Annotated in this window: 22 protein-coding genes and 1 tRNA gene; 16 read left to right on the top strand and 7 right to left on the bottom strand. The window is 34.8% G+C overall.

The window, feature by feature from the left end; all coding sequences use genetic code 11:
- Positions 1–6: 6 nt before the first annotated feature.
- The 7 genes from ACFPVY_RS13565 (at position 7) to ACFPVY_RS13535 (ending at position 7,111) form a co-directional block, all read left to right on the top strand.
- The gene (locus ACFPVY_RS13565) at positions 7–255 is read left to right on the top strand and encodes a helix-turn-helix domain-containing protein (RefSeq protein WP_379792640.1); all 249 of its coding nucleotides are present in this window, start codon (positions 7–9) and stop codon (positions 253–255) included.
- The gene (locus ACFPVY_RS13560) at positions 252–1,553 is read left to right on the top strand and encodes a DNA cytosine methyltransferase (protein ID WP_379792639.1); all 1,302 of its coding nucleotides are present in this window, start codon (positions 252–254) and stop codon (positions 1,551–1,553) included. The genes ACFPVY_RS13565 and ACFPVY_RS13560 overlap by 4 nt, the downstream gene beginning before the upstream one ends.
- A 2-nt stretch (positions 1,554–1,555) precedes the next feature.
- Positions 1,556–3,244, top strand: a complete 1,689-nt coding sequence (locus ACFPVY_RS13555) for an McrB family protein (protein ID WP_379792638.1) — start codon at positions 1,556–1,558, stop codon at positions 3,242–3,244.
- On the top strand, positions 3,241–4,902 hold the full coding sequence (locus ACFPVY_RS13550; protein WP_379792637.1) for an LlaJI family restriction endonuclease: 1,662 nt from the start codon (positions 3,241–3,243) through the stop codon (positions 4,900–4,902). The genes ACFPVY_RS13555 and ACFPVY_RS13550 overlap by 4 nt, the downstream gene beginning before the upstream one ends.
- A gap of 20 nt (positions 4,903–4,922) precedes the next feature.
- Positions 4,923–5,390 carry a hypothetical protein gene (locus tag ACFPVY_RS13545; RefSeq protein ID WP_379792636.1) on the top strand — a complete coding sequence of 156 codons (468 nt, stop codon included), beginning with the start codon at positions 4,923–4,925 and terminating at the stop codon, positions 5,388–5,390.
- Between the two features lie 4 nt (positions 5,391–5,394).
- The gene (locus tag ACFPVY_RS13540) at positions 5,395–6,444 is read left to right on the top strand and encodes a serine/threonine-protein kinase (protein ID WP_379792635.1); all 1,050 of its coding nucleotides are present in this window, start codon (positions 5,395–5,397) and stop codon (positions 6,442–6,444) included.
- Positions 6,445–6,943: 499 nt separating this feature from the next.
- Positions 6,944–7,111, top strand: coding sequence for a hypothetical protein (locus tag ACFPVY_RS13535; protein WP_379792634.1), 168 nt, complete (start codon positions 6,944–6,946; stop codon positions 7,109–7,111).
- Between the two features lie 110 nt (positions 7,112–7,221).
- Here the strand turns inward: ACFPVY_RS13535 and ACFPVY_RS13530 are convergent.
- Together ACFPVY_RS13530 and mce are read right to left on the bottom strand one after the other, a co-directional pair.
- A tRNA-Ile gene (locus tag ACFPVY_RS13530) sits at positions 7,222–7,295 on the bottom strand.
- Positions 7,296–7,395: 100 nt separating this feature from the next.
- On the bottom strand, positions 7,396–7,797 hold the full coding sequence (mce, locus tag ACFPVY_RS13525) for a methylmalonyl-CoA epimerase (protein ID WP_379792633.1): 402 nt from the start codon (positions 7,795–7,797) through the stop codon (positions 7,396–7,398).
- A 318-nt stretch (positions 7,798–8,115) separates the two neighbouring features.
- On the opposite strand from mce, the gene rbfA reads away from it, so the two are divergent.
- The 3 genes from rbfA to ACFPVY_RS13510 all read left to right on the top strand — a co-directional run bounded on the left by rbfA (position 8,116) and on the right by ACFPVY_RS13510 (position 11,324).
- On the top strand, positions 8,116–8,508 hold the full coding sequence (gene rbfA / locus ACFPVY_RS13520; protein ID WP_379792632.1) for a 30S ribosome-binding factor RbfA: 393 nt from the start codon (positions 8,116–8,118) through the stop codon (positions 8,506–8,508).
- Positions 8,509–9,702 carry an ABC transporter permease gene (locus ACFPVY_RS13515; protein WP_379792631.1) on the top strand — a complete coding sequence of 398 codons (1,194 nt, stop codon included), beginning with the start codon at positions 8,509–8,511 and terminating at the stop codon, positions 9,700–9,702.
- Positions 9,703–9,899: 197 nt separating this feature from the next.
- Complete coding sequence (locus ACFPVY_RS13510; protein ID WP_379792630.1) at positions 9,900–11,324, top strand: MATE family efflux transporter; 1,425 nt, start codon at positions 9,900–9,902, stop codon at positions 11,322–11,324.
- 3 nt (positions 11,325–11,327) lie between these two features.
- Here the strand turns inward: ACFPVY_RS13510 and dusB are convergent, their stop codons facing one another.
- Complete coding sequence (gene dusB, locus ACFPVY_RS13505) at positions 11,328–12,326, bottom strand: tRNA dihydrouridine synthase DusB (protein WP_379792629.1); 999 nt, start codon at positions 12,324–12,326, stop codon at positions 11,328–11,330.
- A gap of 235 nt (positions 12,327–12,561) precedes the next feature.
- Between dusB and ACFPVY_RS13500 the strand changes: the two genes are divergently transcribed.
- Entirely contained in the window at positions 12,562–13,434 is an 873-nt protein-coding gene (locus tag ACFPVY_RS13500; RefSeq protein ID WP_379792628.1) for a T9SS type A sorting domain-containing protein, read from the top strand.
- A 66-nt stretch (positions 13,435–13,500) separates the two neighbouring features.
- Here the strand turns inward: ACFPVY_RS13500 and ACFPVY_RS13495 are convergent, their stop codons facing one another.
- Positions 13,501–15,072, bottom strand: a complete 1,572-nt coding sequence (locus tag ACFPVY_RS13495; protein WP_379792627.1) for a L,D-transpeptidase family protein — start codon at positions 15,070–15,072, stop codon at positions 13,501–13,503.
- 324 nt (positions 15,073–15,396) lie between these two features.
- On the opposite strand from ACFPVY_RS13495, the gene lepA reads away from it, so the two are divergent.
- The 4 genes from lepA (at position 15,397) to ACFPVY_RS13475 (ending at position 18,812) form a co-directional block, all read left to right on the top strand.
- On the top strand, positions 15,397–17,193 hold the full coding sequence (lepA, locus tag ACFPVY_RS13490; RefSeq protein WP_379792626.1) for a translation elongation factor 4: 1,797 nt from the start codon (positions 15,397–15,399) through the stop codon (positions 17,191–17,193).
- Positions 17,194–17,291: 98 nt separating this feature from the next.
- Positions 17,292–17,513 carry an addiction module protein gene (locus ACFPVY_RS13485; RefSeq protein ID WP_379792625.1) on the top strand — a complete coding sequence of 74 codons (222 nt, stop codon included), beginning with the start codon at positions 17,292–17,294 and terminating at the stop codon, positions 17,511–17,513.
- A 2-nt stretch (positions 17,514–17,515) separates the two neighbouring features.
- The gene (locus ACFPVY_RS13480; protein WP_379792624.1) at positions 17,516–17,821 is read left to right on the top strand and encodes a type II toxin-antitoxin system RelE/ParE family toxin; all 306 of its coding nucleotides are present in this window, start codon (positions 17,516–17,518) and stop codon (positions 17,819–17,821) included.
- A 28-nt stretch (positions 17,822–17,849) separates the two neighbouring features.
- Positions 17,850–18,812 carry a helix-turn-helix transcriptional regulator gene (locus ACFPVY_RS13475; protein ID WP_379792623.1) on the top strand — a complete coding sequence of 321 codons (963 nt, stop codon included), beginning with the start codon at positions 17,850–17,852 and terminating at the stop codon, positions 18,810–18,812.
- A 72-nt stretch (positions 18,813–18,884) separates the two neighbouring features.
- Here ACFPVY_RS13475 and ACFPVY_RS13470 read toward each other — a convergent pair whose 3' ends face one another.
- The 3 genes from ACFPVY_RS13470 to ACFPVY_RS13460 all read right to left on the bottom strand — a co-directional run bounded on the left by ACFPVY_RS13470 (position 18,885) and on the right by ACFPVY_RS13460 (position 24,023).
- Positions 18,885–19,361, bottom strand: coding sequence for a DinB family protein (locus tag ACFPVY_RS13470; protein WP_379792622.1), 477 nt, complete (start codon positions 19,359–19,361; stop codon positions 18,885–18,887).
- 134 nt (positions 19,362–19,495) lie between these two features.
- Positions 19,496–23,146, bottom strand: coding sequence for an ABC transporter permease/M1 family aminopeptidase (locus ACFPVY_RS13465; RefSeq protein ID WP_379792621.1), 3,651 nt, complete (start codon positions 23,144–23,146; stop codon positions 19,496–19,498).
- A gap of 1 nt (position 23,147) precedes the next feature.
- Positions 23,148–24,023 (bottom strand): ABC transporter ATP-binding protein, encoded by an 876-nt coding sequence (locus ACFPVY_RS13460; protein ID WP_379792620.1) that lies wholly within the window; start codon positions 24,021–24,023, stop codon positions 23,148–23,150.
- Between the two features lie 159 nt (positions 24,024–24,182).
- Between ACFPVY_RS13460 and thiL the strand changes: the two genes are divergently transcribed.
- The gene (gene thiL, locus ACFPVY_RS13455) at positions 24,183–25,229 is read left to right on the top strand and encodes a thiamine-phosphate kinase (RefSeq protein ID WP_379792619.1); all 1,047 of its coding nucleotides are present in this window, start codon (positions 24,183–24,185) and stop codon (positions 25,227–25,229) included.
- The last annotated feature ends 667 nt before the right edge of the window (positions 25,230–25,896 follow it).

Genomic DNA, 25,896 nt, shown 5'->3' with positions numbered 1-25,896 from the left:
AGTTTTATGAACAGAATTAAAGATGTATTAGAGGAAAAACGAATCAAACAAAAATGGGTTGCTAAACGGTTAGGTAAAAGCTATAATATGGTTAATTCCTATACTCAAAACAGACAACAGCCACGTTTTGAAGTCCTGTTTAATATTGCTAGAATATTAAATGTAGAAGCAAAATACATTCTGACCGCAATCAACAACAACACCAACACCAACAACAACAATAGCAATAATTCTAAAATTCTAATTCGAAAATGAAATTGGTAGAAAATGTAAGTTTAGAAGAAATAAATGAAAAGACATATAGAGTCAAACTAATAGAAAGCATAGATTATGGAAAGGCTTCTTTGTCACATTATCTTCACAATAGCAACAATGGTATTTCTAAAAACTATAAAAAAAGCGCACATCTCTATTTAAAACACGTACTTGAAGTAAAATATCCAGAAGCTGAGATTACAAATGCTATAGCAGAAAATGCTATGCAATATCTGTTATCCAACTATAAAAAAGAAGATATAACATTTCCAAGTCCCGAAAATCCAACATTCAAGTTTATTGATTTGTTTTCGGGGATTGGTGGTTTTAGATTGGCGTCTCAAAATCTCGGAGGGAATTGTGTTTTCTCCAGTGAATGGGATGAGTTTTCCCAAAAAACTTATGAGGCGAATTTTGGTGAAACTCCATTCGGAGATATTACAAAAGCAGAAACAAGAAAGTTTATACCTAAAAACTATGATTTGCTGTGTGCAGGATTTCCCTGCCAGCCTTTTAGCTATGCAGGCTTAAAGCAAGGATTTGATGAAACAAGAGGTACTTTATTTTTTGATATTTTGGAAATCTTGAAGAATACTGAACCTAGGATGTTTTTGTTAGAAAATGTCAAAGGACTGAAATCCCACGAAGGTGGTAAGACCTTAAAAATTATAGAAAATTCGCTAAAAGATTTAGGCTATTCAATAAAATGGGAAATTTTAAACAGTTATGATTTTGGCTTACCCCAATATCGTGAAAGATGGTATTGCGTCGGATTCAAAGATAATGTCGATTTTGAATTCCCAAAAGGAGAAGGAAGAGGTTCTAAGATAAAATCAATTATTGACGAAAAAGCTAATTCAGATAAAAAGCTAAAAATATCTGAATTTGAAATCGAAAGAATAAATTTTCACTTTAATTCCAAAGAACTACGTGTACAACACGATAATTCGAAATATAATCCGAATACAAAAAAAGGTAAACACGGTGTGTTTTCATTTCAGAAACCTGACGGTGCCTTACGATTTCACATCGGAGATGTAGCTAAAACACAAATTCAAGAAGCTTTTTACGCTTGCCAAGAAACCTATGCCCCGACAATTATTGCAAATAGAGTTCCAAAATTGTGGGATTTGCAAAGAAAGCTTTCAGTCTTGGAAGCTCAGCGTCTGCAAGGATTTCCAAATAATTTTAGATTTCCCATTTCCGATAATCAAGCATACAAACAATTAGGTAATTCTGTAGCAGTCCCTGTATTAGAGGCAATAATTAAGAAGATGTTAAATACCATTAAATTATAAATATGAAATTTCTCTCAGAAACAACAATATTTGAATCTTGGAAACAACTAATTAAGATTGGGGAAACGACCAGAGCACAATTAAATAAGTTTTTTGGTGTACTTGAGCTTTTACAACACTTAAATTTAGAAGATGGAGAGCCAGTTGAATCAAATTTTCAGTACAATGTTTTTGCGAGACAATTGTCTAATTCGTTACAGGACAAGTATTTTTTTGATGAGGACAATAGAAAAAATTTTCCGTCACAGGAAACACTAAATATCATTTTCCCCAACAACTGGATTCATAATATTTTTCAAATACTTTTGAAAGGCAATTCTTTGCCAATAAAAAATGTTGCCGTAATTTGTCTTCAAAATGAAGAATTTGAAGACGCATTTAGTGATGTAGATTTGATAAATCTATTCCTTTTAAAATTTCATTTGACTGAAGCTGTAAATACATTTTTCACGAAAGAAAATGAGGTTAATATTCAATTTGATGAAATCCAACCTAACGGACAAAATGTTTTTACAAAATTAAAAAATGAATTTAACCTGGTTGATGATACAAAAAAGACAATTGGATTTGACAAAACACTAATAACCGCAAATCCAGGTGAGCTGACCAGAGGACCTTTCATTCAGCCATTGTATTCTGGACAAGAAAATTTAAAATGCTTGTTGGTCGCTAATTTCAATGTGTTGGAATTTTATCAAATTGGCTTAACGGCAACTCAAAACAATACAGTTATTTCAAATTTTAGCGACAGTGCACCATTGTCGCATCAAATCATCTTTTATGGGTCGCCTGGAACAGGAAAAAGCCGTGAAATTGAGTTAAGAACAAATGGCCATAATCGATTAAGAACTACATTTCATCCTGAAACAGATTATCATTCGTTTGTAGGAAGCTATAAACCCATAATGAACGGAATCAACATAAATTACGATTTTGTCCCACAGGCGTTCACAAAAGCATATTGTAATGCTTGGCTAAATCCTGAACAGCCATATTTCTTAATTATTGAAGAAATCAATAGAGGAAATTGTGCTCAAATCTTTGGAGATTTGTTTCAATGTTTAGATAGGGATGATAACGGCTTTTCAAAGTATGAAATCAATTGCGATAAAGATTTAGCAAACTACCTTAAATCTGTATTTGAAAGCTCTGACAATCAAGAAGCAGTAGAAAATCACAAAGCAAAAATACAAACAGAAGATTTTGATAAAATCATTCTACCAAACAATCTCTATATCTTGGCCACGATGAACACGTCTGACCAATCTTTATTTCCTATGGATAGTGCGTTCAAAAGACGCTGGGATTGGGAGTTTGTACCAATCAATTATGGGGATGCCAGTTCTCTAAATCTTGTTATTGAAGAGGACAAGTATAATTGGGGTAATTTTATCGAGAATATCAATCCAAAAATCAAAGAGTTGACAGGTAGTGAGGATAAACAACTTGGAAATCGCTTTGTAAATCCGAAAGACGGACATATAACATTTGAACAATTTAGGTCTAAAGTTATATTTTATTTATGGTCAGAAGTTTATAAGGATGAATTTGGAACTCAAAACTCTATTTTCAAATACGAAAACGAAGAAAGCAATGCAAAAGATTTTCATTTTGGAGAGCTTTATAACGACAATGCAAAAGATATTGTAAAAGGATTTTTGAAATTCAACGGAATTGAACCTCAACAATGATAATATTATTTGAAGAATACCATTACAAAACGGAAGACCTTTCAAGAGTTTTAACTGAACGGTACTTCTTCCCTGTCAATGGTATTTATTCAAAAATTAACTTTGTCGGATATTATTTCAATCCGCAGATTAATGATGGAAGGGGCGATGCAGTGATTATATTTCCTAAAGTTTTTATCAATGAAAATAATTTAGCCTTTGATGAGTTTACTCCTGAATGTTTAATCAGCACAACGTTTGAAACAAACAGAAAGTTGATGGAGACAGGAAAAGACAAGCTAATTTTTGAAATTTCAACTTGGCTATATCGGGCAATTCAGCAATTCAACAAAAGACATTATTACAATTCGATTTCAGAAAATCAATTTATTAATCAAATTGTAACCAATTTAGATGAAAACTCAAGTACTGAACTTGATATAATCTTAAGTTTATTAAAATATCACAAAGAAAATCAAGACTTATTCACATTTATTGCAAAAACTGCTCACTCCCAACATAACAAAATTAATTGGCATAAAACCATTAATAAGAAACAGCCATTTATTCAGAGTAACCAACCAATTTATGTTGATTTAGCAACGACAAGAAAGAACATAAATGATGATGAAGAATTACTTATACTTTTTTATTCAACACTAAATCAAATTAAAGAAAAGTATTCGTTTAGTTTTCAAATTCCTCAAAACTATGATTTGATTAAAGGACATCAATTCGAAACATTGTTAAAAAGAGGATGCCGACTTCTGAAAAGTATTAAGTATAAATATTTCTCGGACAAAATGATTAGTCTGTACAATTTACTATACATATACTTTGAGCGAAGTGAAAGAACCCATTCTAAGAAGCAGATGGAAGAAATTCTTCTAATAAAGGATTTCAATATTGTATTTGAAGATATGGTAGACGATTTAATTGGAGACAGCAAATTATTGCCTGAATTAAAGAATCACGCAGACGGAAAACAAGTCGACCATATTTATAAATACAAATCACTTCTCATCGAAGATGAAATATATTTTATTGGAGATAGTAAATATTACAAACTTCAAAATAATGTAGGAAAGAATTCAAAAGCGAAACAATTCACTTACGCAAAGAATGTAATCCAATATAACATTGATTTATTTAACAGTGGAAATTTAGACCAAATAATCAGATACAGGGAAAATGAGACAGAAGGATATAACATTACTCCGAATTTCTTCATCTCTGCTTTCGTGAGTAAGGATTTTGATTTTTCTAAATCATATTTGACCGATACCGAAAAAACAGTAATGCAATTCCATTTCGAAAACCGATTATTCGACAGAGATACACTATTTATTCAATCATACAACGTCAATTTTTTGTTTGTACTTTCAGTATACTTATCAAGAAACTCAACGTTAAAAAATAATTTCAAAAGAGATACGCAAAAATTGTTTAGAGAGAAATTAGTATCTTTCATAAATGAAAAGTATCACTTCTTTAAGATAAAACCAAAAGAGGAAGATTTTCTTGATAAGTATTTCAGGTTACTTAATGGTAAGGTTTACAAACCATCACAAACTAATAATGAGTTAATATTAGCCTTCGAAAAAGCTTCTGATATAAAAAATATAATGACTCAAATTGCTTCGGACTTGGAGCAGAATATTGAATATACGCTGATTTAAAAAATATAAAGTCAATTATTATGAAAAAATCGATAGGAATTAGAGTAACGCCTTCTACTGTTTACTTTTCAGTTGTCACATATGAAAATGAAGAATTAGAGATTACTTTGGTCGACAAGATAAACAATCCCAAAGCGTTAAATATTCCAGAGCAACTGAAATTTTTAAGGAATACGCTTTTTGACGTCATTAATGAATTTAATATAACCAATGCTTGTATTCGAATTACAGAATCAAATGCACAATCAATCAATATCACAAGAATTTATATAGAAGGAGTAATTCAAGAATTATTTGCTAGTTCAACTATTGTTAAATATTATGTCGGTCAGATTTCCAGTATAAGTGCCAACCTTGGAATAGAAAGAGCAACTTTTAAACCATTTGCTGAGGGTAAAGAGAACTTTATGGCCATAGAAAACTGGGAGAATTTTTCGTTGGAGCGAAGAGAAAGTTTAATGTCGGCAATTAGTGCTCTAAATATATAATATTATGCCATTAGGACTACATACAACAGAGCTAAATTTTGAAACAACAAAAGAGATAGGTCAGGAAGGTAAAAACTCACAGGTATTTTTAGCTCACGACAAACAACTTGATGGGGAAATTGTCATAAAAAAAATTGCGAAAAGCAAAATTGTTAATCCAATAGAATATTACGAGGAAGCAAAAAAACTTTATGTATCTTCACATAGTAATGTCGTGAAGGTAAATTATGGTTGTTCTGATGCAGACCATATTTACATAGCTATGCCATATTACAAGAACGGTTCGCTTAAATCACTTATCGCAACGAGAAATCTAACGATTAGAGAAATTATCCGATACTCAATACAGTTTTTATCAGGATTGCATCATATTCATTCGAAAGGGTTAATCCATTTTGACGTTAAACCTGACAATATTTTGATTTCCGATAGTGATGAAGCGCTTTTGTCTGATTTTGGGTTAACCAAGGCAATGAACAGTTTTGGTTTTGCTTCTCCAGACCAATTCTATATAAAACAACTTCCGCCAGAAACGTTTACAAGTAGTGATAAAACAATTCATTTTGATATATATTTGGCGGGATTAACTATTTATCGTTTACTTAATGGCGAAGACCAATTTCATAGTCAATTAACTAGATATAAAACACAAGATGAATATGTAAATGCAGTAAAATCAGGAGTATTCCCTAACAGAGGGAGCTATACTCCACATATCCCTTTAAAACTCCAGAGAGTTGTCAATAAAGCCTTGAATGTAGATATTACCGACAGACACCAAAATGTTTTAGAGCTTATAAATGAGTTGAGCGACATTGACGAAAATTTAGACTGGAGGTTCTCACAAACAGCAATTACCGATTACTGGGAACGCAATAATGGAAGCCATACTTATAAAGTGACAGTGAATTTGGCAAATCCAAATAACATTAATATCATAACTACTAAAACAAATAATTCTACAGCCAGAGAGCAGCGTGAAACAGCTCATTGCCACAATAACCTTACTACTTCTAACGTTTTATCTAAAATAAAGCTAGCTTTGAAATTGTGAAAATTAAGCTTATAAAATATAACAAAAATGGATTAACTAGAGCACAAAATACAGCTCCTAAATTCGTTATGCCTAAAAATGATTTAAACAAAAGTAACTTAAAAGTTACTGCAAGAAACCATTATATCACTGTGGTAAAAAAAGGGGATAGTAACGAAATGTAAAATTTCTATCGCCAACTTTATAAGACGAATTCAGTTAATTATTTATTTGCTTTGACCTAAATTAGACACATTGAAACGCAAAACAATATTCAACGTCACTACTCATTCGTTAGTTGACAATTATTATTACTTATATATTTTTAAGAAAAAAATTAAGCGAAAAATTTCTAAAATAAAAATTTCACTATCTAAAATGTGATGTTAACTTTGATATTCAAAATTTAAATAGTAAATTGGTAATAACACTTTCACACAACCGTAAGAGCATTGTCCAGCGGTTTAATTATGTGGAAATGCCGTAAATAAATGGACAATGCGAATTGAATGAAATACAATTGGAATATACAGATAGTGTAGGGGCTATGCAGATTTTAAATATTAAAAGCCATACTACTTTAAGAAAGTATGAAGAACAAGGTTACATTAGAGCAGTTAGACCCTTCGGTAGTAATCGAAAAAAATTTAAAATAGTAGAGCTTGAAAGAGCAATTAAAAAAGGGTAGCTGTCAGCTACCCCTTTTTTTTGCATCGAATAATTTTAACGCTTATTTTACCGTAAAACAAAAATCCCTTGACTAAAACACTGTTTGTCAAGGGATTGTAAAACTAAAAGTGGTCCCACCTGGGCTCGAACCAGGGACCACCTGATTATGAGTCAGGTGCTCTAACCAGCTGAGCTATAGGACCGGTTTAGAGGTTGCAATATTACTACTAATTTTTCTTGACTCCAAATGTTTTTTGGATTGATTTTACCGAAAGGTAAAATTATTGTCAATAAAATCGGTATCTATTTGATTTCTTGGCACAATTCAATTAAAACGCCGTTAGTTCCTTTTGGATGTAAAAAAGCCACGAGTTTATTGTCGGCTCCTTTTTTTGGTGTTTCGTTTAAAACTGTAAATCCTTCTGATTTTAATCTTTCGATTTCTGAAACGATGTCTTCCACGTCAAACGCTATGTGGTGAATTCCTTCGCCTTTTTTTTCTAAGAATTTGGCGATTGGGCTTTCTGGATTTGTGGCTTCCAATAACTCAATTTTATTTGGGCCGTTCATAAAAAACGACGTTTTCACGCCTTCGCTCGCAACTTCTTCTTGCTTGTATGGCGGTGCTCCAAAGAGTTTTTCGAAGAGATTGTTTGAAGTTTCTAAATCTTTTACGGCAATGCCGATGTGTTCTATTTTTCTCATTGTTTAAAGTTTCAACGTAGTTAAGTTACAAAGTCGCAGCGTTTTTTGACAACAGTTGTAAGCGTTTAAAAGAAGCCTGAAGTTTGTAAATAGCCCCGATGCTGCATTTGTCTGAGCTCTTAAACCGGTGAACAAACCGGTTTAAAGCGAGTTGCTGCAGCGGGAATTTCATTTAAAAAAGAGCCTACTGTCTGGCTTCAAAATCTAAGCAAATATATAAAACTTGTTTAAAGTTGCTACTTACTTTATGACATCCGACTTTAAGACTTTTGACTTTCAAACTTTAAGACTTTCGACTTAAAATCGTATTTTTGCAAAATGGAAACAAATAGACAGAAAAAAATAGGAAGCGTTCTGCAAAATGATTTGGTGGATATTCTTCAAGGTGAGGTGAGAAAAAACGGGATTTCAAATTTGATTATTTCGGTTTCTAAAGTGAATGTGACTTCAGATTTGTCAGTGGCTTCGGTGCATTTGAGCATTTTCCCAACGGAAAAAGCGGCCGAATTATTGGCGGCGATTAAAACAAATACGCCTTTAATCAAACACGATTTATCGCAAAGAGTGCGTTTGCAATTGCGTAAAGTTCCGAATTTGATGTTTTATATCGACGACTCTTTAGACTATATTGAGAAGATCGACAATGCATTGAAAGACAAAGAAAATCCGATTGAAAACCGTGATTTATTAGAAAAAAGACGAAAAGCATAATTGAATTTTCCATTTTACATAGCGAAACGTTACACCGTTAGTTTCAGCAAAAGCAGCGCCATTAATATCATTACTGGAATTGCTTCGCTGGGGATTATCGTGGGTGCGTGCGCTTTGTTTGTGGTACTTTCGGTCTTCAGCGGCTTGCGTGATTTTAGTCTTTCATTCTCAAATGATTTCGATCCAGATTTGAAAATCACGAGTACTTTGGGCAAATCGCTTTTGATTTCTGACCCGCAGGAAAAGCAATTAAAAACGGTTGACGGAATCGCTTCTTACAGCAAAACCATTGAAGAACGCGTTCTTTTTTTATACGATGGAAAAGAAGTTGTGACCTATTTAAAAGGTGTTGACAGCTTGTATCCAAAGGTAAATAACGTGCAAAAAAGTCTTTATTTGGGCAATTGGTTACAACCAAATTCACCCGAAGTTGTTCTCGGCCACGGAATTTTCCAGAAGCTTTCCTTGAGTTTCGACTACAGTATTCCGTTGGAAGTTTATGTTCCAAAACCTGGAAAAGGCGCCATCGACCCAAAACAAGCGTTTAATGTTTCGAAGATTTTGCCGACCGGAATTTATGCAGTGAGCGAAGAATTAGACAATAAATATGTGTTTGCAGATTTGGGTCTAGCCCAAGAATTACTTCAGTTTAAGCCAAGTCAAGTTTCTGGAATCGAATTCAAATTAAAACCGGAAGCTGACCAAAGCATTATTTCAGAAAAACTCCAAAACATTTTTGCCAATAAAATCACGATTAAAAACCGCGAGCAGATGAATGATTCGTTGTATAAAATGTTGAATACCGAGCAAACCGCGCTGTATTTGATTTTTACGTTGGTGATTATTTTGACGCTTTTCACCTTGGCCGGAGCGATAATTATGTTGATTATTGACAAGAAAAACAACTTAAAAACGCTTTATAATTTGGGCGTTGAGGTCAAAAAACTACGAAAAATATTCTTGCTTCAAGGTACCATTTTGACGGTAGTTGGCGGGGTTATTGGATTGGCACTGGGAATCGGAATTGTTTTGTTACAGCAAGAATTTTTGCTGGTGATGATTACCAACACGATGCCTTATCCAGTGATTTTCAATATCGAAAATGTGCTGATTGTTCTGGCTACAATTTTTACTTTAGGATTTATTTCTTCACTAATTGCTTCGAGCAGAGTGACCAAAAAACTGCTGGATTAAGGAAATAGACCGCAGATGCGCAGATTTCTTTTTTATTCGAACATTTTTTCTGCCCAATTTTTCTCTACTTTTGCTACTTAAAATTTTTACTCCTATGATAGTTTTTGTTTAGGCCTAAATCATTTAGGTCATTTGATTAACCTTTTTTTGTTGCCACAAAATGACGCTGGCAACGTTTACTTTTTATTTATCAAATTATGACAAAAACACATAAACCTAGTTTTTTATCCCGAATTATTACCGTTACAAAACAATCGCTTCGCGGAGAGGCCGACTTTGATTACACGTCTGGAAACATCAGAAAAGCCGTTATTTTATTGGCAATCCCGATGGTTTTAGAAATGATGATGGAATCGGTTTTTGCTTTGGTCGATTTATATTTTGTAGGACATTTGGAAAATTCCAGCTTTGCAATACAAACTGTTGGATTGACAGAATCAGTTTTAACAATCATATATTCCTTAGCCATCGGATTAAGCATGGCCGCAACCGCCGTCGTTGCTCGAAGAATTGGAGAAAAAGACCCAACGAAAGCAGCAAAAGCAGGAATGCAAGCCGTGATAATTTCGTTAGCCGTAAATGCAATAATCAGTTTCTTCGGATTTATTTACGCAACGGAAATCCTAATGTTAATGGGCGCTTCAGAAGATGCTGCGTTGCACGGAACCGCTTTTATGCAAATCATGATGGCCGGAAGCAGCTCTATCGTATTATTATTCTTGATCAACGGAATTTTTCGTGGTGCCGGAAACGCCGCAATTGCCATGAAAAGTTTGTGGATTGCCAATATTTGCAACATAATCTTATGTCCAATTTTGATCAACGGACTCGGACCAATTCCTGCTTTTGGACTGACTGGCGCTGCAATCGCAACCACAACAGGAAGAACGATTGGCGTTTTTTACCAAGCTTATCATTTATTCAATGGAAGAGGAATTTTAAAAATCATCGGAAGCTATTTTATTCCAGATTGGAAACAAATCAAGGCGATCGTAAAAGTTGCCGCTCCAGGAATTTTGCAATTTGTAATTGCGTCTTGCAGTTGGATTTTCTTAGCAAAATTAGTCGCAGAAACTGGCGGAGACCACGGTTCTGCGGGTTATCAAACGGCTTTGCGAATCATGATGTTTTTCATCTTGCCGGCTTGGGGTTTGAGTAATGCTGCAGCGACTTTGGTTGGACAAAATTTAGGAGCAAAACAAGTGGATCGAGCTGTAAAATCTGTGATGCAAACCGCAAAATACAATGTGATTTTTATGGCCTCAATTATGGTAATTACTTTGATTTGTGCCGAATATATTGCCGCTTTTTTCACGAATGATGTTTTGGTGCAAAGCATTGCCGTGGAAGCTATTCGGATAATGAGTCTTGGCTATATTTTCTACGGAATTGGGATGGTCTTGATCAGCACTTTTAACGGAGCCGGAGACACTTGGACTCCAACTTGGATTAATTTTTTCGGATTTTGGTTGTTCCAAATTCCGATGGCTTATGTTTTGGCAAAAGTCTTGAAAATGGGACCAACTGGCGTTTTTATGGCGATTCCAATTGCAGAAACCGCGATTACCATTGCAGGATATATTTTGTTCAAAAAGGGAAAATGGAAAACGATTCAGGTGTAAAATTTACTGTTGCGCAAACTGAAAACCTCCGAAAACTTCAATAATTTCTTCTAAAGTTTTATAAAGTCCGTCGGCGTCATCTGTTGTTACCAACCTTTGTTTGTATTCTTTAAAATTCGGAATTCCTTTGAAATAATTTGTGTAATGTCTTCTCATTTCCACAATTCCGATGTGTTCGCCTTTCCAATCCATTGACCAAGTCAGGTGATTTTTTGCAGCTTCCACTCTATCTTCCATTGTTGGCGGCGCTAATTTTTCCCCGGTTTTAAAATAATGCTTGATTTCGTTAAAAATCCACGGATAACCAATTGCCGCGCGACCAATCATCATTCCGTCAAGGCCAAAACGGTTTTTATATTCCAAAGCTTTTTCTGGCGAATCAATGTCTCCGTTTCCAAAAATCGGCATCGTGATTCTCGGATTATTTTTCACTCTTTCAATATGTGTCCAATCTGAATGACCTTTGTACATCTGCGCTCGCGTTCTGGCATGAACCGTCAACGCTTGAACGCCAATGTCTTGCAGTCTTTCGGCAACCTCATCAATATTGATAGAATCTTCGTCCCAACCTAATCTGGTTTTTACCGTCACCGGAAGATGCGTGCTTTTAATCACCGCTTTTGTCAAACGAACCATTAAATCCACATCTTTTAAAACGCCCGCTCCGGCTCCTTTGCAAACTACTTTTTTTACCGGACAGCCATAATTGATATCGACAATATCTGGACGAACTGTTTCCACAATTTTTGCAGAAAGTGCCATTGCTTCTTCATCTCCACCAAAAATTTGGATTCCGACTGGTCTTTCATAGTCGAAAATATCTAATTTCTGGCGACTTTTCATGGCATCACGAATCAAGCCTTCCGAAGAAATAAATTCGCTATACATCATATCCGCGCCGTGAAGCTTACACAACCTTCGAAAAGGCGGATCGCTGACGTCTTCCATTGGAGCTAAAAGTAAAGGGAAATCAGGTAATTCTATGTTGCCAATCTTGACCATCTTCAATTATTTTGGTGCAAAATTACAAAATTTAGATTTAAGGAAACATAATTGCCTCGCAGTCTGCATTGAAATACTTTGGTAAATAATCACATTTTTTAAGATGTCACATTTTGTCACACTTTCTGTCACACTTTGTAACACCTGAAAACACTGGAATCTATTTATTAAGAACTAAAATTGTAATCTATTGATGCAAATCAAATAACAAACAAATTACACTAAAATAACTATTATGAAAAGAATTTTACTATTGCTTTTTTGCCTTGGAAGCTTGCAAACAGCTTTGGCACAAAATCCGACGATTTCGGGAGACACGATGCTTTGTCCTTGGACAGATGGCACCGCAACGATCACAAACGGAGTTACTTATGACTCATATCAATGGTACTTTAAATATTGGTTTTTAGATGATCCTTATGAAGCAATTTCTGGAGCAACTTCTGCTTCATTTACGTATGATTGGTACACTTATGATCAAGCTTTATTTAAAGTTGTTGCTATTAAAAATGGCGTGACTTATGAATCAAATGAGATTCAAATCGACAGTTACAATTGGGTTGGTTTTAATGTAAGCTTCCAAATTGACGAAGAAACGATGACTTATAATCCAGAAACACAAGGTTTTTATTTGTGTGAAGGAGCTACAGTTTTATTATCAACTGATCCGTTTTTTGTGAATATCGAATGGTATAAAGATGGTGAATTGATTGCTGGGGAAACTGGAAATACCTACTTAATTACTGGCGAAGGTTCATATCACGCAGTTGGTCATCCGGGAGTTTGCCCAAATAATTCGAATACAACTATTGGTCAGCCGATTGTTGTTACAGCAAACACAGATTGTTCTCTGGGAATCGAAAATCCAGAATTTGCTTCGATTAAATTATACCCAAACCCTGCCAAAGATTTCTTGAATTTAGAATTAGGAAACAGTTCAGATTTTACTTCTTACAGCATTATTGATGTTTCTGGAAAAGTTTTAGGAACCCAAAATATTTCGGCTCAAAACACTCAAATTCCATTAAATCATCTTTCAAACGGATTTTATATCTTGAAATTGGAAGGAGAAAAGTTTAGCACTACCAAGAAATTTGTCAAAAACTAAATTTTCAACGTAAAATAAAAAAGCGACTGTTTTTAAGGCAGTCGCTTTTTTTATGCAATCTATTTTTTAAGATTTATAAAGCAACGATGCCAATCTATCGTCTCTTTTATAAACGTCTTCATAGAAACTCACGTTTCCGTTTTCATCGGCTGCTGCCGTGAAATATGCGATATAAACCGGTATCTTTTTCTTTAAAGAGTAATTCTTTTCTGTTCCAGAATTCATTGCTTCGTCTATTTTTTTCGAATTCCAATTTTTGTCATCTTCTAAAATCGCGTTGGCCAATTCTCTCGCTTTTTCCACACGAACGCATCCGTGGCTGAACGCGCGACTTTCTTTATTATAAAGTCCTTTTGCTGGCGAATCGTGAAGGTAAATATTGTTCGAATTTGGAAACATGAATTTTACCAAACCAAGAGAATTCGTCGGGCCAGGTTTTTGACGAACTGAGTTTCCGTTCCATTCCATATTGTGTTGCGCTAAATAATTTGAGTTTTTTGCAATTCCGGGCTTGATTTCTTTTTCCAAAATACTTCTCGGAATATTCCAATACGGACTAAAAACCAAATAACTCATCTGTCCGCTGAAAACAACGGTTTTGTGAAGTTCTTTTCCAACCACAACATTTGACACTAATTTTAGCTTTCCGTCTTTGATGTAACGCACTTTATACGACGGAATATTTACGGCAATATAATTTCCTCCTTTGATGAAATTTGGAGAAATCCATCGGCAACGTTCCATATTTACTACGATTGTCTTGATTCTATCTTGGACAGAAATATTCAAATCCTTGATCAAATTTGGACCGATCAATTTATCCGGAACTTGATTATTTTTTACTTCGTAAGCCGTAATCGCTTTCACCAATTCTTCGTCATAAACATTTGAACCAGAATCTTTGCTCAAATCGCCCGAAGCCACAAGACGTTTTCTGACTTGCAAAATCGTGCTTGAACTGTCGCCTGGCTTCAGCGATTTCACGCCTTCTTCCAAAGCAATTTTTTGCCAACCGCCTTTTTTCTCGATTTCACGGTATTTCTGAAGTGCTTTTTTCAAGTTGTAATACTGCGGAATCATTTCAGAATCATCTTTTTTCAAGAGCGTTGGATCTTTCATCAACGTATCCAAATAAGCAACATAAGATGTTTTTTCGCGAGGCAAATACCAACCCGTTTGCTTACTTTTATTGGCATCAAGGCCTTGGTACACATTTTTTGCATAAAAGAAATACATTGCCGAAACCAACAATTCTGAATTTACATCAGGATCTTTATTTTCATTTTCATAAAAAAGATTGTCAATCTGTTCTTTGTAAGGCAGTTTTGCAGGAACACCTTCTGCGCTGATTTGGTTGACTTGGTTGAAAACCGCTTCGGCAAATTCAATCACGCCTTTTTTATCAAACCATAAATAATGATAGTCGTGTTTTTTGTAAAGCTGTCTTATTTCAGTTTCATATTCTTTATAATCAGGATATTTTGTAAAAAATCCGGCGACTTTTGTGCTGTCAAATTGAATCACTCTGTCTTCAGGATCGACTTTGATGTCTGACAGGTCATTTTCCTTTTTCTTGCAGGAAACAACAGCCATCGAGCACATGAAAGCAATCATTATGTGTATAAATACTTTTTTCATAGGGTTAATTTTGTTTTTAATAAATGTAGACAAAATTTGTGCAGAAGGAAAATTCATTAATTCGATTTTAACATAAATTACTACGGAATTTTCCACCGCAGATTCGCAAATTTTCTAATTATGACAAAGAAATTTGAATGTAAAAATCTGCGAATCTGCGGTAGTTTTTAGGAAATAATTCTATCAAAAATTCCTCTTTCAACTTACCAACTAAAAAACTATATTTGCCGATTAAATCCTTACCTTTAAAGGAGATAAAGAGGAAAGCGGAGAAATAATCAAAAGTTTCTTTGTGAACGCGTAAAATTTGATACAAAACTGTACATGAAACATATTAGAAATTTTTGCATTATTGCACATATTGACCACGGAAAAAGCACGTTGGCTGACCGTTTACTTGGCGCTACGCAAACCGTAACGGCTCGTGAAGAAAAAGCGCAATTGCTTGACAACATGGACCTTGAAAGAGAACGTGGCATCACGATCAAGAGCCACGCTATTCAAATGGAATACAAATATAAAGGTGAAGATTACATCTTAAATTTGATTGACACTCCGGGACACGTGGATTTTTCTTATGAAGTTTCCCGTTCGATTGCGGCTTGCGAAGGCGCGCTTTTGATCGTTGACGCGGCACAAAGCATTCAGGCACAAACAATTTCTAACTTGTATTTGGCTTTAGAAAACGACTTGGAAATTATTCCGGTTTTGAATAAAGTAGACTTACCAAGTGCTAATCCTGAAGAAGTTAGCGACGATATTATTGATTTACTAGGTTGCAAATTAGAAGATATTATTCACGCTTCGGGTAAAACTGGTTTTGGTGTTGAAAATATTTTGGCGGCCGTAATTGAGAAAATTCCACCACCAAAAGGAGATCCGAATGAACCGCTTCAAGCGTTGATTTTTGACTCGGTTTACAATCCTTTTAGAGGAATTGAAGTTATCTTCAGAGTAATCAACGGACAAATCAAAAAAGGCCAGAAAATCAAATTTATGGCTACCGGAAATGAATATTTTGCGGATGAAATTGGTACGTTGAAATTGAACCAAGTTCCGAAACAGATGATTTCTGCTGGAGATGTTGGTTATTTGATTTCTGGAATTAAAGAAGCTAAAGAAGTAAAAGTTGGTGATACTTTGACTGATGCAAAAGTCCCAACTACGAATATGATTACAGGTTTTGAGGATGTAAAACCGATGGTTTTCGCCGGAATTTATCCTGTGGACACTGAAGACTATGAGGATTTAAGAGCTTCGATGGAAAAATTGCAATTGAACGATGCTTCACTTGTATTTACGCCAGAAAGTTCAGCGGCTTTGGGATTCGGTTTCCGTTGCGGCTTCTTGGGAATGTTGCACATGGAAATCATCCAAGAAAGATTAGAAAGAGAGTTCGATATGACCGTAATTACTACAGTTCCCAACGTTTCGTATTTGGCTTACACTAAAAAAGATCCTGAAGCAGCTTTCGTCGTAAACAATCCATCTGACTTGCCAGAACCTTCAAAATTGGATCGCGTTGAAGAGCCATTTATCAAAGCTACAATCATTACAAAATCTGACTTTGTTGGAAACGTAATGTCGCTTTGTATTGAAAAACGTGGCGTGATCACGAACCAAACTTATTTGACAACAGACCGAGTTGAATTGACATTTGATATGCCTTTGGCTGAGATTGTATTCGACTTTTATGATAGACTGAAAACGGTTTCAAAAGGTTATGCGTCATTCGATTATTCTCCGATTGGGATGCGAACTTCAAAATTGGTGAAACTCGATATTTTATTAAATGCTCAAGGAGTTGATGCACTTTCTGCGTTGATTCACGAAGATAACGCTTATAATATCGGAAAGAAAATGACCGAAAAATTGCGTGAATTAATTCCGAGACAGCAATTTGACATTCCGATTCAAGCAGCAATTGGAGCAAAAATCATTGCTCGTGAAACGATTAAAGCTTTGAGAAAAGACGTTACTGCAAAATGTTATGGAGGAGATATTTCTCGTAAACGTAAGCTTTTAGAGAAACAGAAAAAAGGTAAAAAACGTATGAGACAAGTGGGGAATGTTGAGATTCCTCAGGAAGCTTTTATGGCTGTACTTAAATTGAATGATTAATCAAGAATTAAGAAAATAGTATTGAGAATTGAGATAAACCCGATGGCGAAAGTTGTCGGGTTTTTTATTTATGTCAAGAAATTCATTAAATTTGTCTTATGGAAACTATAAAATTAAATATCAATCTAACTGTAAATCAGCTGATGGAAGCCGTTAAGCAACTTTCTCCGAAAGACAAGCTTAAAATCAATGATGCGATTTGGTCTGATGATATGGAAATTCCGATTGAACATCAGAAAATTGTGATGGATAGAATTTCTAAATCTAAAACAAATCCCGAAAGACTTTTAGATTGGGATGAAGTTTCGAAAAATTTTTAAACTTGAGTTTCAAATTGAAAATTGATGTCGATGCTTTAAATGACATTGAAGAAACTACAGAATGGTATGAGTCGCAAGTCAAAGGACTAGGTCTGCGATATAAAGGCCAGACTAAAAAGCAAATTACTTCGCTAAAAAAAGACCCTTATTTATTTTCTGTAAAATACAATGAAACTAGATGCAGGAAAATTGAAAAATTCCCTTTTTTAATTCATTATGTTGTCGAAGAAAACATCAAAACAGTGACAATATTTGCTGTATTTCACACCTCAAGAAGTCCAGAAATTTGGAAGAGAAATATTAAATAATATTTGGTTTAAAAAAACATTTTTCAAAATGGACGAAACTCCAAAACGGTTTGACAGAATTGTCGCGATCTTAATTCAATTACAATCCAAAAAAATTGTAAAAGCGCACGAGTTAGCCGAACGTTTTGAGGTTAGTTTGCGTACGATTTACCGTGATATCCGAACTTTGGAAGCTTCCGGAGTTCCGATTTATAGCGAAGCCGGAATTGGTTATTCTTTGATGGAAGGCTATCGTTTGCCTCCCGTAATGTTCACGCGTGAGGAAGCTAGCAGTTTTATTGCTGCAGAAAAATTGATGCAGAAATTTACTGATAAGGAATTGGGCAGCCATTATGCTTCAGCGGCATTTAAACTGAAAGCGGTTTTGCAGAGTTCAGACAAAGATTGGGTTTCAAACATTGAATCTAACATTTTAATGCAACCGACAGGAAATTTGTTCAATGATAATTCTCCGAATACTTTGGCTTGTCTTTTTAAAAGTATTGCTGAAAAAACCCAAATTATCTTATTTTATCAAACCGCAGAAGCGGAAGAAGCCACAGAAAGAACTATTGAACCTGTTGGGATTTTTCACGATAATGACAATTGGTACACGTTGGGATATTGCCATTTGCGTAAAGATTATAGGCAATTTAGAACCGATAGAATTCACGATATAAAAGTTACAGAAAAAGAATTTTCATTGGAACACGAACCTTTGGAAACTTATTTGGAAAAAGACAAGAATAAATATCCTACGACAAAAGTCAGAATTTTAATTGACAAAAAAGTCGCGAAACATCTGGATTATGAGAAAAAACATCATGGTTTTGTTTCTCAAAAACCAGTTGGAAATAACATTGAAATGACTTTTATGAGTCCAAATGTTGAGGAATATTTCCCGAGATGGTTTATGATGTTTGGCGATTACGGAACAATTTTAGAACCTGAAAGTTTGAAAGAAAGAGTTTTGGAATTGGTTGAGAAATCTTTGCTTCGGTTAAAAAAGTAACCGCAGATTCACAGATTAAAATCTAAGCATAGCCTAAATTATTTAAAAAAATCTGCGAATCTGCGGTAAATATTATCTCTCCCAAAAAAATGGAGGCTGGATTCCCAAAGCTCTCAAATACACATAACCTTGACCGCGATGATGTATTTCATTATCAATAAAATATAGAATATTCTGAATTACCGGAAATTCATATTGCCCAAAAAGATTGAAAGTATCGCTAAAATCTTCCATGCTTAATTGTTCCCAAAGATCATTGATTTCTGCCGTTGACTCGTCCCACTTTTTAAGAAATTCTGCTTTTGTCGTGAATTTTACTGCTTCTTCTTTAAATGGTTCTACCTGTCGAGTTACGATTCCTTTTAAGCCTGGCGCTCCGATGGCCAATAATTCTGAAGTTAATTGCGCAAAGGTTCTCATTCCTCCAATTGAAAACTCAAAAAAATCTTTTTCAGGAAATAATTCGATTACTCTTCGAGTCAAATTTCTGTGACCTTGCCAGTGTTTTAATAAATCTTCTTGACTGATAACTTGGGCTGTTGCGAACATAATTTTATCTTTTAATTGTTTATAGTACAAATTTAAAGACAGCTTGTGACAACAGTTTGTCAGTAGGTTTTGAAAATTTAAAAATAAAAAAAGACGTACTGTTCAGCACGTCTTTTTTTAAAATTGTCAGAAGATTACTCCTTCCTTCTATTATCTTCAGAATTGGTATCGATCAATTTATTATAAGTATCGATTCCCACTTCGGTTGGTTTTTCATCTACGATAATGACAAATTTATTATCGATTTTCGTTATTTTATGCTTCTTCAAATACAATTGTTTTTCTTTGGTTTTGTCTTTGACTTTCTCTTCGCCAAAAATTCCAACTTCCACATAATCATTTAACGGATAAGAATCTACAGCATATTTCTCGCCTTTTGCTTTAAAAGTTAGCGTTTTTCCATAAGCATCTTTGAAAGATCTTTTCCCTTTTGCGTCTGAGCGATATTTGCTGACTTGCGCATTAATCGTCACTTCATATTTTCCGTTTGGTAATTTCTTCGTAGAAAAATCCTTCACGCGATTGTCATATAAAGTGATTGTTTTGAACATATCATCAATCATGTATTTTAATGAATCAGGCGTGGCTTCGTTCAAATAAGACACAAATTCGATGGAATTCGTATACGGCGCTTCTTGATAAGCTACTTTTTCAATATACTTTTTCAAAGCATTGTTCATGTTTTTTTCTCCGATATAATCGCTCAAAGTGTATAAAACCAGCGAACCTTTATTATAATGAATGTACTGCTGATTTTCGTTAAACATCAGCGGTTGCTCGCTTTTGCTTTCCATTGTTCTTCCCTGAAGATAACTATCTAACGCATCTTTCAAGAATTTGCGCATCTGAGATTTGCCATATTCTTTTTCCAAAACTTTCAAAGAACTATATTCAGATAAACTTTCTGACATTAAAGTTGCACCTTGAACATTTGCGCCAATCACTTGATGCGCCCACCATTGATGCGCCATTTCATGCGAAGTTACCGAAAACGGATAATCGACAGCGTCTTCATTTTCATCATCCACATCGGCAATAAAACCAATGGCTTCAGAAAACGGAATTGTGTTGGCAAAAGACTGCGCAAAACCGCCACCAGTTCTTGGAAACTCAATGATTCTCGCTTGTTTGTGCTGATATGGACTAAAATTTTCAGTATAATAATCCAGCGATTTTTTAACCGCTTTAATCATTCGGTCGATGTTATATTCGTGTCCTTTTTGATAGTACACTTCGATAGCAACATCTTTCCATTTGTCTTTTCTGATTTCGTAACGCGCGGATTGATACGCGTAGAAATTCAACATCGGACGGTCCATTTTATAGTGGAAATAATTCCTGCCGTTTTCGGTCCATTTTTTCTCCAAATAACCCGGAGCAATCGCTGTTTGGTCGTCTGAAGTACTGACGGTCGTTTCAAAATTAATCCAATCGGCATCACTTGAAATGTAAGTGTTCTTTCTGGCAATAGTATCCGTAGCTTTTGCCATTCTATCCTTTGGCTTTAAGCCGTATTTTTTACGAGTGTCATCATCAGAAAGTTCGCCATCCTCAGAATAACCAATCGACGGAAACATACTGTTATTGATGAAAGTTCCGTTTTCTAAAACAGGCGAATGGTCAGTTATCAAAGTGTTTGGCTTGTTCTTAATTTCAAAATCAAATTTGATGGAATCACCCGGATTTAAAGGGGTTTTCAGTCGGTAAATATTGAAATTGTAAATAGTATCTTTTGAAACCAAAACAACGTCTTTGCTGAATTTGAACTTGTTTTCAAAATCGACATAATTAAGAAAAATTGTATCAATTGCTTCCTTCGATTTATTTTTCAGAAAGTAATATCCTTTTACTTCTAAATCTCTTGTCTTTGGGAAAATCGCCACGTTCACGTTCACATCCGTGATTCTTGGCTGTGCATAATGCTGGAATTTTTTATATTTTTTCTCCCAATCAACCATTTGCTGTTCTTGCTCTTTTTGAGAATAGCGCGGATTTTCAATATTATCTTCGTAATAAATTGTTGCGCCAATTGCCAAAAATCCTAAAAAGGCGACAGTCAACGGAATCGCTAATTTTGGCGTAAGGCGTTGTCTGGCATTCGCAAATTTCTCTTTTGCAGACATCGGAATTCCCCTTGTCCAAAATAATAAAGCCAGACAGAAGAAAACTACGCCAAGCAAAAGCCAATAAAATTTATACAAATAATAGAGTTCAAGTCCGTGGCCATACCCGTTCATGTCAGAATATTGGTAACCCGGATCAGAATTGTAGCTAAAAATATCTTGTTCCACGCCAAGTTCTGGCAAAAATGCCAAGCCAATCATCATGATAATCAACACGAAAAATCCCAAAAGATAATTCTTGAAAAGCGTTTGGATTAAAACAGCTAAAAATGCCCAAATTATTAAATTCCAAAGTTTTATTCCGTATAATTCAATCAAATAATGTCCAATTTCAAAGTCATAAAATCCATTAAATGCTTGGATTGAAACGCCTGCAATTAAAATCAAAACAAGTAATAAGATTTGCATTTTTACAATTGCAATGAATTTTGAAGATAGTAAAACCCAATTAGGTATTGGTGTTACGTCAATTAAATGGTTCATTCTTGAAGTTTCGCCACGGTGAATTAAAATTCCCGCGAACAAAAAAGTCAGCACATTTATGAAAAAATTAAAAGTGCTTCCGGGCAAGAAAAGCATCTGCCACGTTACCGGATATGTTTTGGTTCCAAAAATTTGGCCCGCCGTTACTGACATTAAAATAATGAACAATAATCCAACGAAAGCAATCACAATGAATGCCCAATTTTTTACGATAAATCTAAAATCAAATCTGGAAAGGCTCCATGCTGTTTTGAAATTTTGCCATCCAGAGTAATCATATTTCACAACTGGAAGTTCGATTCTTGTGATTCCGCCAAAGTTATTTTTAATGGCACGATCTCCTTTTTTTCCTCTTCCAAAAGTAATTGCCGTTTGGCTAAAAGTGAAAAATTTATATAAAAATCCGAGAATTACTAACGAAACAGAAATCCAAATCAATCGGTTGTAAATCACAACTTCTTTCAATGGAAGCAGGTTTTCATTCTGTTCAGAAATCGTCCAATACTTTGTATAATAATCTAAAGCTTCTGAACCAAAAGGCTCGAACAAAGCCACGACATAACGATTTTCTGAATCTTGAGTGAGGCTCGAAAGCATAATTTGAAGCAAGAAAATTACGATTACGCCAATAAATCCGACGAAGATATTTCTGGAAATTGTCACCAAAGCAAAGATGATAACTCCGATGAAAAACAAATTTGGAATCACGAAAACAAGATACGTTTCCGCGAAAGCGAGCACGTTAAAATCGGTTAGCAAATTTGGATTTACGCCAGGCAAAACCGATGCGGTCAAAACTCCCAAAATTAATGTCAGCGTAATTAAAATGACCACAAACAGCGAACTCAAGAATTTTCCGCCGATATAATCCCATTTGGTAAACGGATACGAAAATAAAATCGTGTGCATATTGTACCTAAAGTCGCGATATACTGAAGTTCCCACGATTATCGGAAGCAGAAAATAAATAAAAGTATTCAGCCCGTTTATGAGATTGTTGATTGCAATTGGTGAATTTGCATAGGCGTTTGAGTTTCTGACGGCGCTTACGTTTTCAAAAAAACCAAAGTTTATCGCTGCAAAAAGCAACGAAAGAAAAAAGAACAGCGACAGAAATATATAAAACGACGAGGTTTTCAGCCATCGTTTTAATTCGAAATTAAAGATAGTTGAAAACATATTATTGGTCAGATTTTAGTGCAACAAAGTAAACATCTTCAAGCTGTGGATCAGCGTTGATAAAGGTTTCGTCAGGTTTTTCTGTGCTGTAAACTTTAATATTTAAAGTATTGTCTTGGTTGTATTTTGATGAAATTACGTTGAAATCTTTTTCATAGGTTTCCAATTCGTCTCTGACAATAATTTTGGTCCAAATAAAACCTTTTAATTTTGCTTCAGCTTCTGCCGGAGTTCCTTGTGCCAAAATTTTTCCGCCGTTTAAAATCGCCATTTCGTTGCACAATTCTTTTACGTCATCCACGATGTGCGTGGAGAAAATTACAACGTGATTCGTGCCGATTTCTCTTAAAACGTTCAAAAAACGGTGGCGTTCTGCAGGATCTAAACCGGCAGTTGGTTCGTCAACGATGATTAATTTTGGGTTGTTTAAAAGCAACTGCGCGATTCCGAAACGTTGTTTCATTCCGCCAGAATAACCGCTTACTGATTTCCCTCTTTGCTCATATAAATTGGTAACTTCCAAGACTTTTTTAACCAATATTTTTCTCTCTGAACTCGAAGAAATTCCTTTTAATCTTGCAAAATAATCCAACAAAGTTTCGGCTGACATATTTGGATAAACTCCAAATTCTTGAGGCAAATAACCCAAAACTTTTCGAAGCGAAATATTATCTTCAAGTACATTAATTCCTTCAAATTCGATGCTTCCCGAATCTGGTTTTTGAAGTGTGGCAATGGTTCTCATCAAAGATGATTTTCCGGCACCATTCGGACCAAGAAGTCCAAACATTCCCGAATTTATTTCCAGATTCAAATTATCCAGCGCTTTCACTCCGTTTTTATAGGTCTTACTTAAGTTATTTATTTTAAGCTTCATAATTGTGGTTATAAATGGTTGATTATTCTAATTAGTGGAAAGATAGCGAATTTTGTTACAGATTTTTTAACATATTTTAGAAATACCAATCGCCCAAGCAGATTTCAAATTGAATAGACTTTTAAACTTTGTACCTTTGCAACTTAAGAAAAATAAAAAATGATAGAAGATAAAACGCCTCAACGCACAAGCCTTTCTGATTTAGGCGAATTTGGACTGATTAAACATTTGACAGCCAATTTTGAAATCAACCAACCTTCCACATTAAAAGGAATTGGTGATGACGCCGCAGTTCTTGATTTTAAAGATAAAAAAGCGGTAATTTCCACAGATTTATTGATTGAAGGAGTTCATTTTGACTTGGCGTACATGCCGTTGAGACATCTTGGTTACAAATCTGTTGTCGTTAATTTGTCAGATATTTATGCGATGAATGCAAAACCAACGCAGATTACGGTTTCGGTGGCGGTTTCAAATCGTTTTCCGTTGGAAGCTTTGGAAGAACTTTTTGACGGAATTGCTCTAGCCGCAAAAGAATACAATGTTGACGTAATTGGTGGCGACACAACTTCTTCACAAAAAGGTTTGATCATCAGCATCACCGCGATTGGCGAAGCTGACGAAGAGGAATTGGTTTATAGAAACGGCGCAAAAACTACCGATTTGCTAGTGGTTTCTGGAGATATTGGCGCGGCTTATATGGGATTGCAAGTTTTGGAAAGAGAGAAACAAGTTTTTCAGGTAAACCCAAATAATCAGCCTGATTTAGACGCTTACACTTATATAATTGAACGACAGTTGAGACCGGAAGCCAGAAAAGACATCAGAACTTTACTTCACGCTTTAGAAATTAAACCAACTTCGATGATCGATATTTCTGATGGACTTTCTTCAGAAATTATGCATTTGTGCAAGCAATCTGGCGTGGGTTGTAATTTATATGAAGACAAATTGCCACTTGATCCGCAGTTGATTTCAGTTTGTGAAGAGTTTAATATTGACAGCACAACTGTTGCGATAAATGGTGGCGAAGATTATGAATTGCTTTTCACCATTTCAATGAATGATTTTGACAAAATAAAAGGAAATCCAAATTTTTCAATCATCGGACACATGGTTCAGGAAAGCGAAGGAATTCATCTGATTACAAGAGCTGACACGAAAATTCCGTTGAAAGCAAGAGGCTGGAATGCTTTGGAACAATAATTTAAAAGAAAATTTTAAGCAATAAAAAAAGCGATGGTTTGGGGATCATCGCTTTTTTATTTTCCAATTCTTCAAAACAGTAAATTTAGGTTAAGTCCAGTTTTTGGGGCGAAAAAGGTGGCATTATAAATTGTTCTACTGTTTATTGGTTTCGGTTTGTTGAATTTTTAATATGAAATACTTTTAACTTTATTACAGTGTAAATGTAGTGCAATATTTAATAAACCCGGTTACGGTTTTCCCGTATATTTTCGCAAAATTATATTTTTAATTTATTAATTTATCTTAAAACAATAAATATTAATCTATTTTTTTAGACTTAAAGCCTAAATAATTCTCATTATGAAACGCGCTTTCGTCAAAAATTTTCAAGGAATTATTTTTTAAAATTCTTTCTTCCTTGGCTTCGGAATTTTCCGTTTTGCATAAAATCAAAATAGAAAAAATGGAACTGGCGATAATCAACTTACTTTTCATGGAGGTTTATTTTTTGCTAATTTACGATTGAAACGATATTAGGTGATTACGGTTTTACCGCAAAATTTTTACTGTTTAACCGCATTTGTGAAAATAAAAAAAGCGATGCCTTTGGGAAGCATCGCCTTTTTATCTTGGGTCATTTTAGCAGTCTTTCATTAAGTTTGTAGGTTTGTCAAATTTGGGGGCT

It is taken from the genome of Flavobacterium qiangtangense (assembly GCF_042658345.1).
In the GTDB taxonomy this organism is placed as follows: Bacteria; Bacteroidota; Bacteroidia; order Flavobacteriales; family Flavobacteriaceae; genus Flavobacterium; species Flavobacterium qiangtangense.
This window is presented reverse-complemented; position numbering and strand designations above follow the sequence as displayed.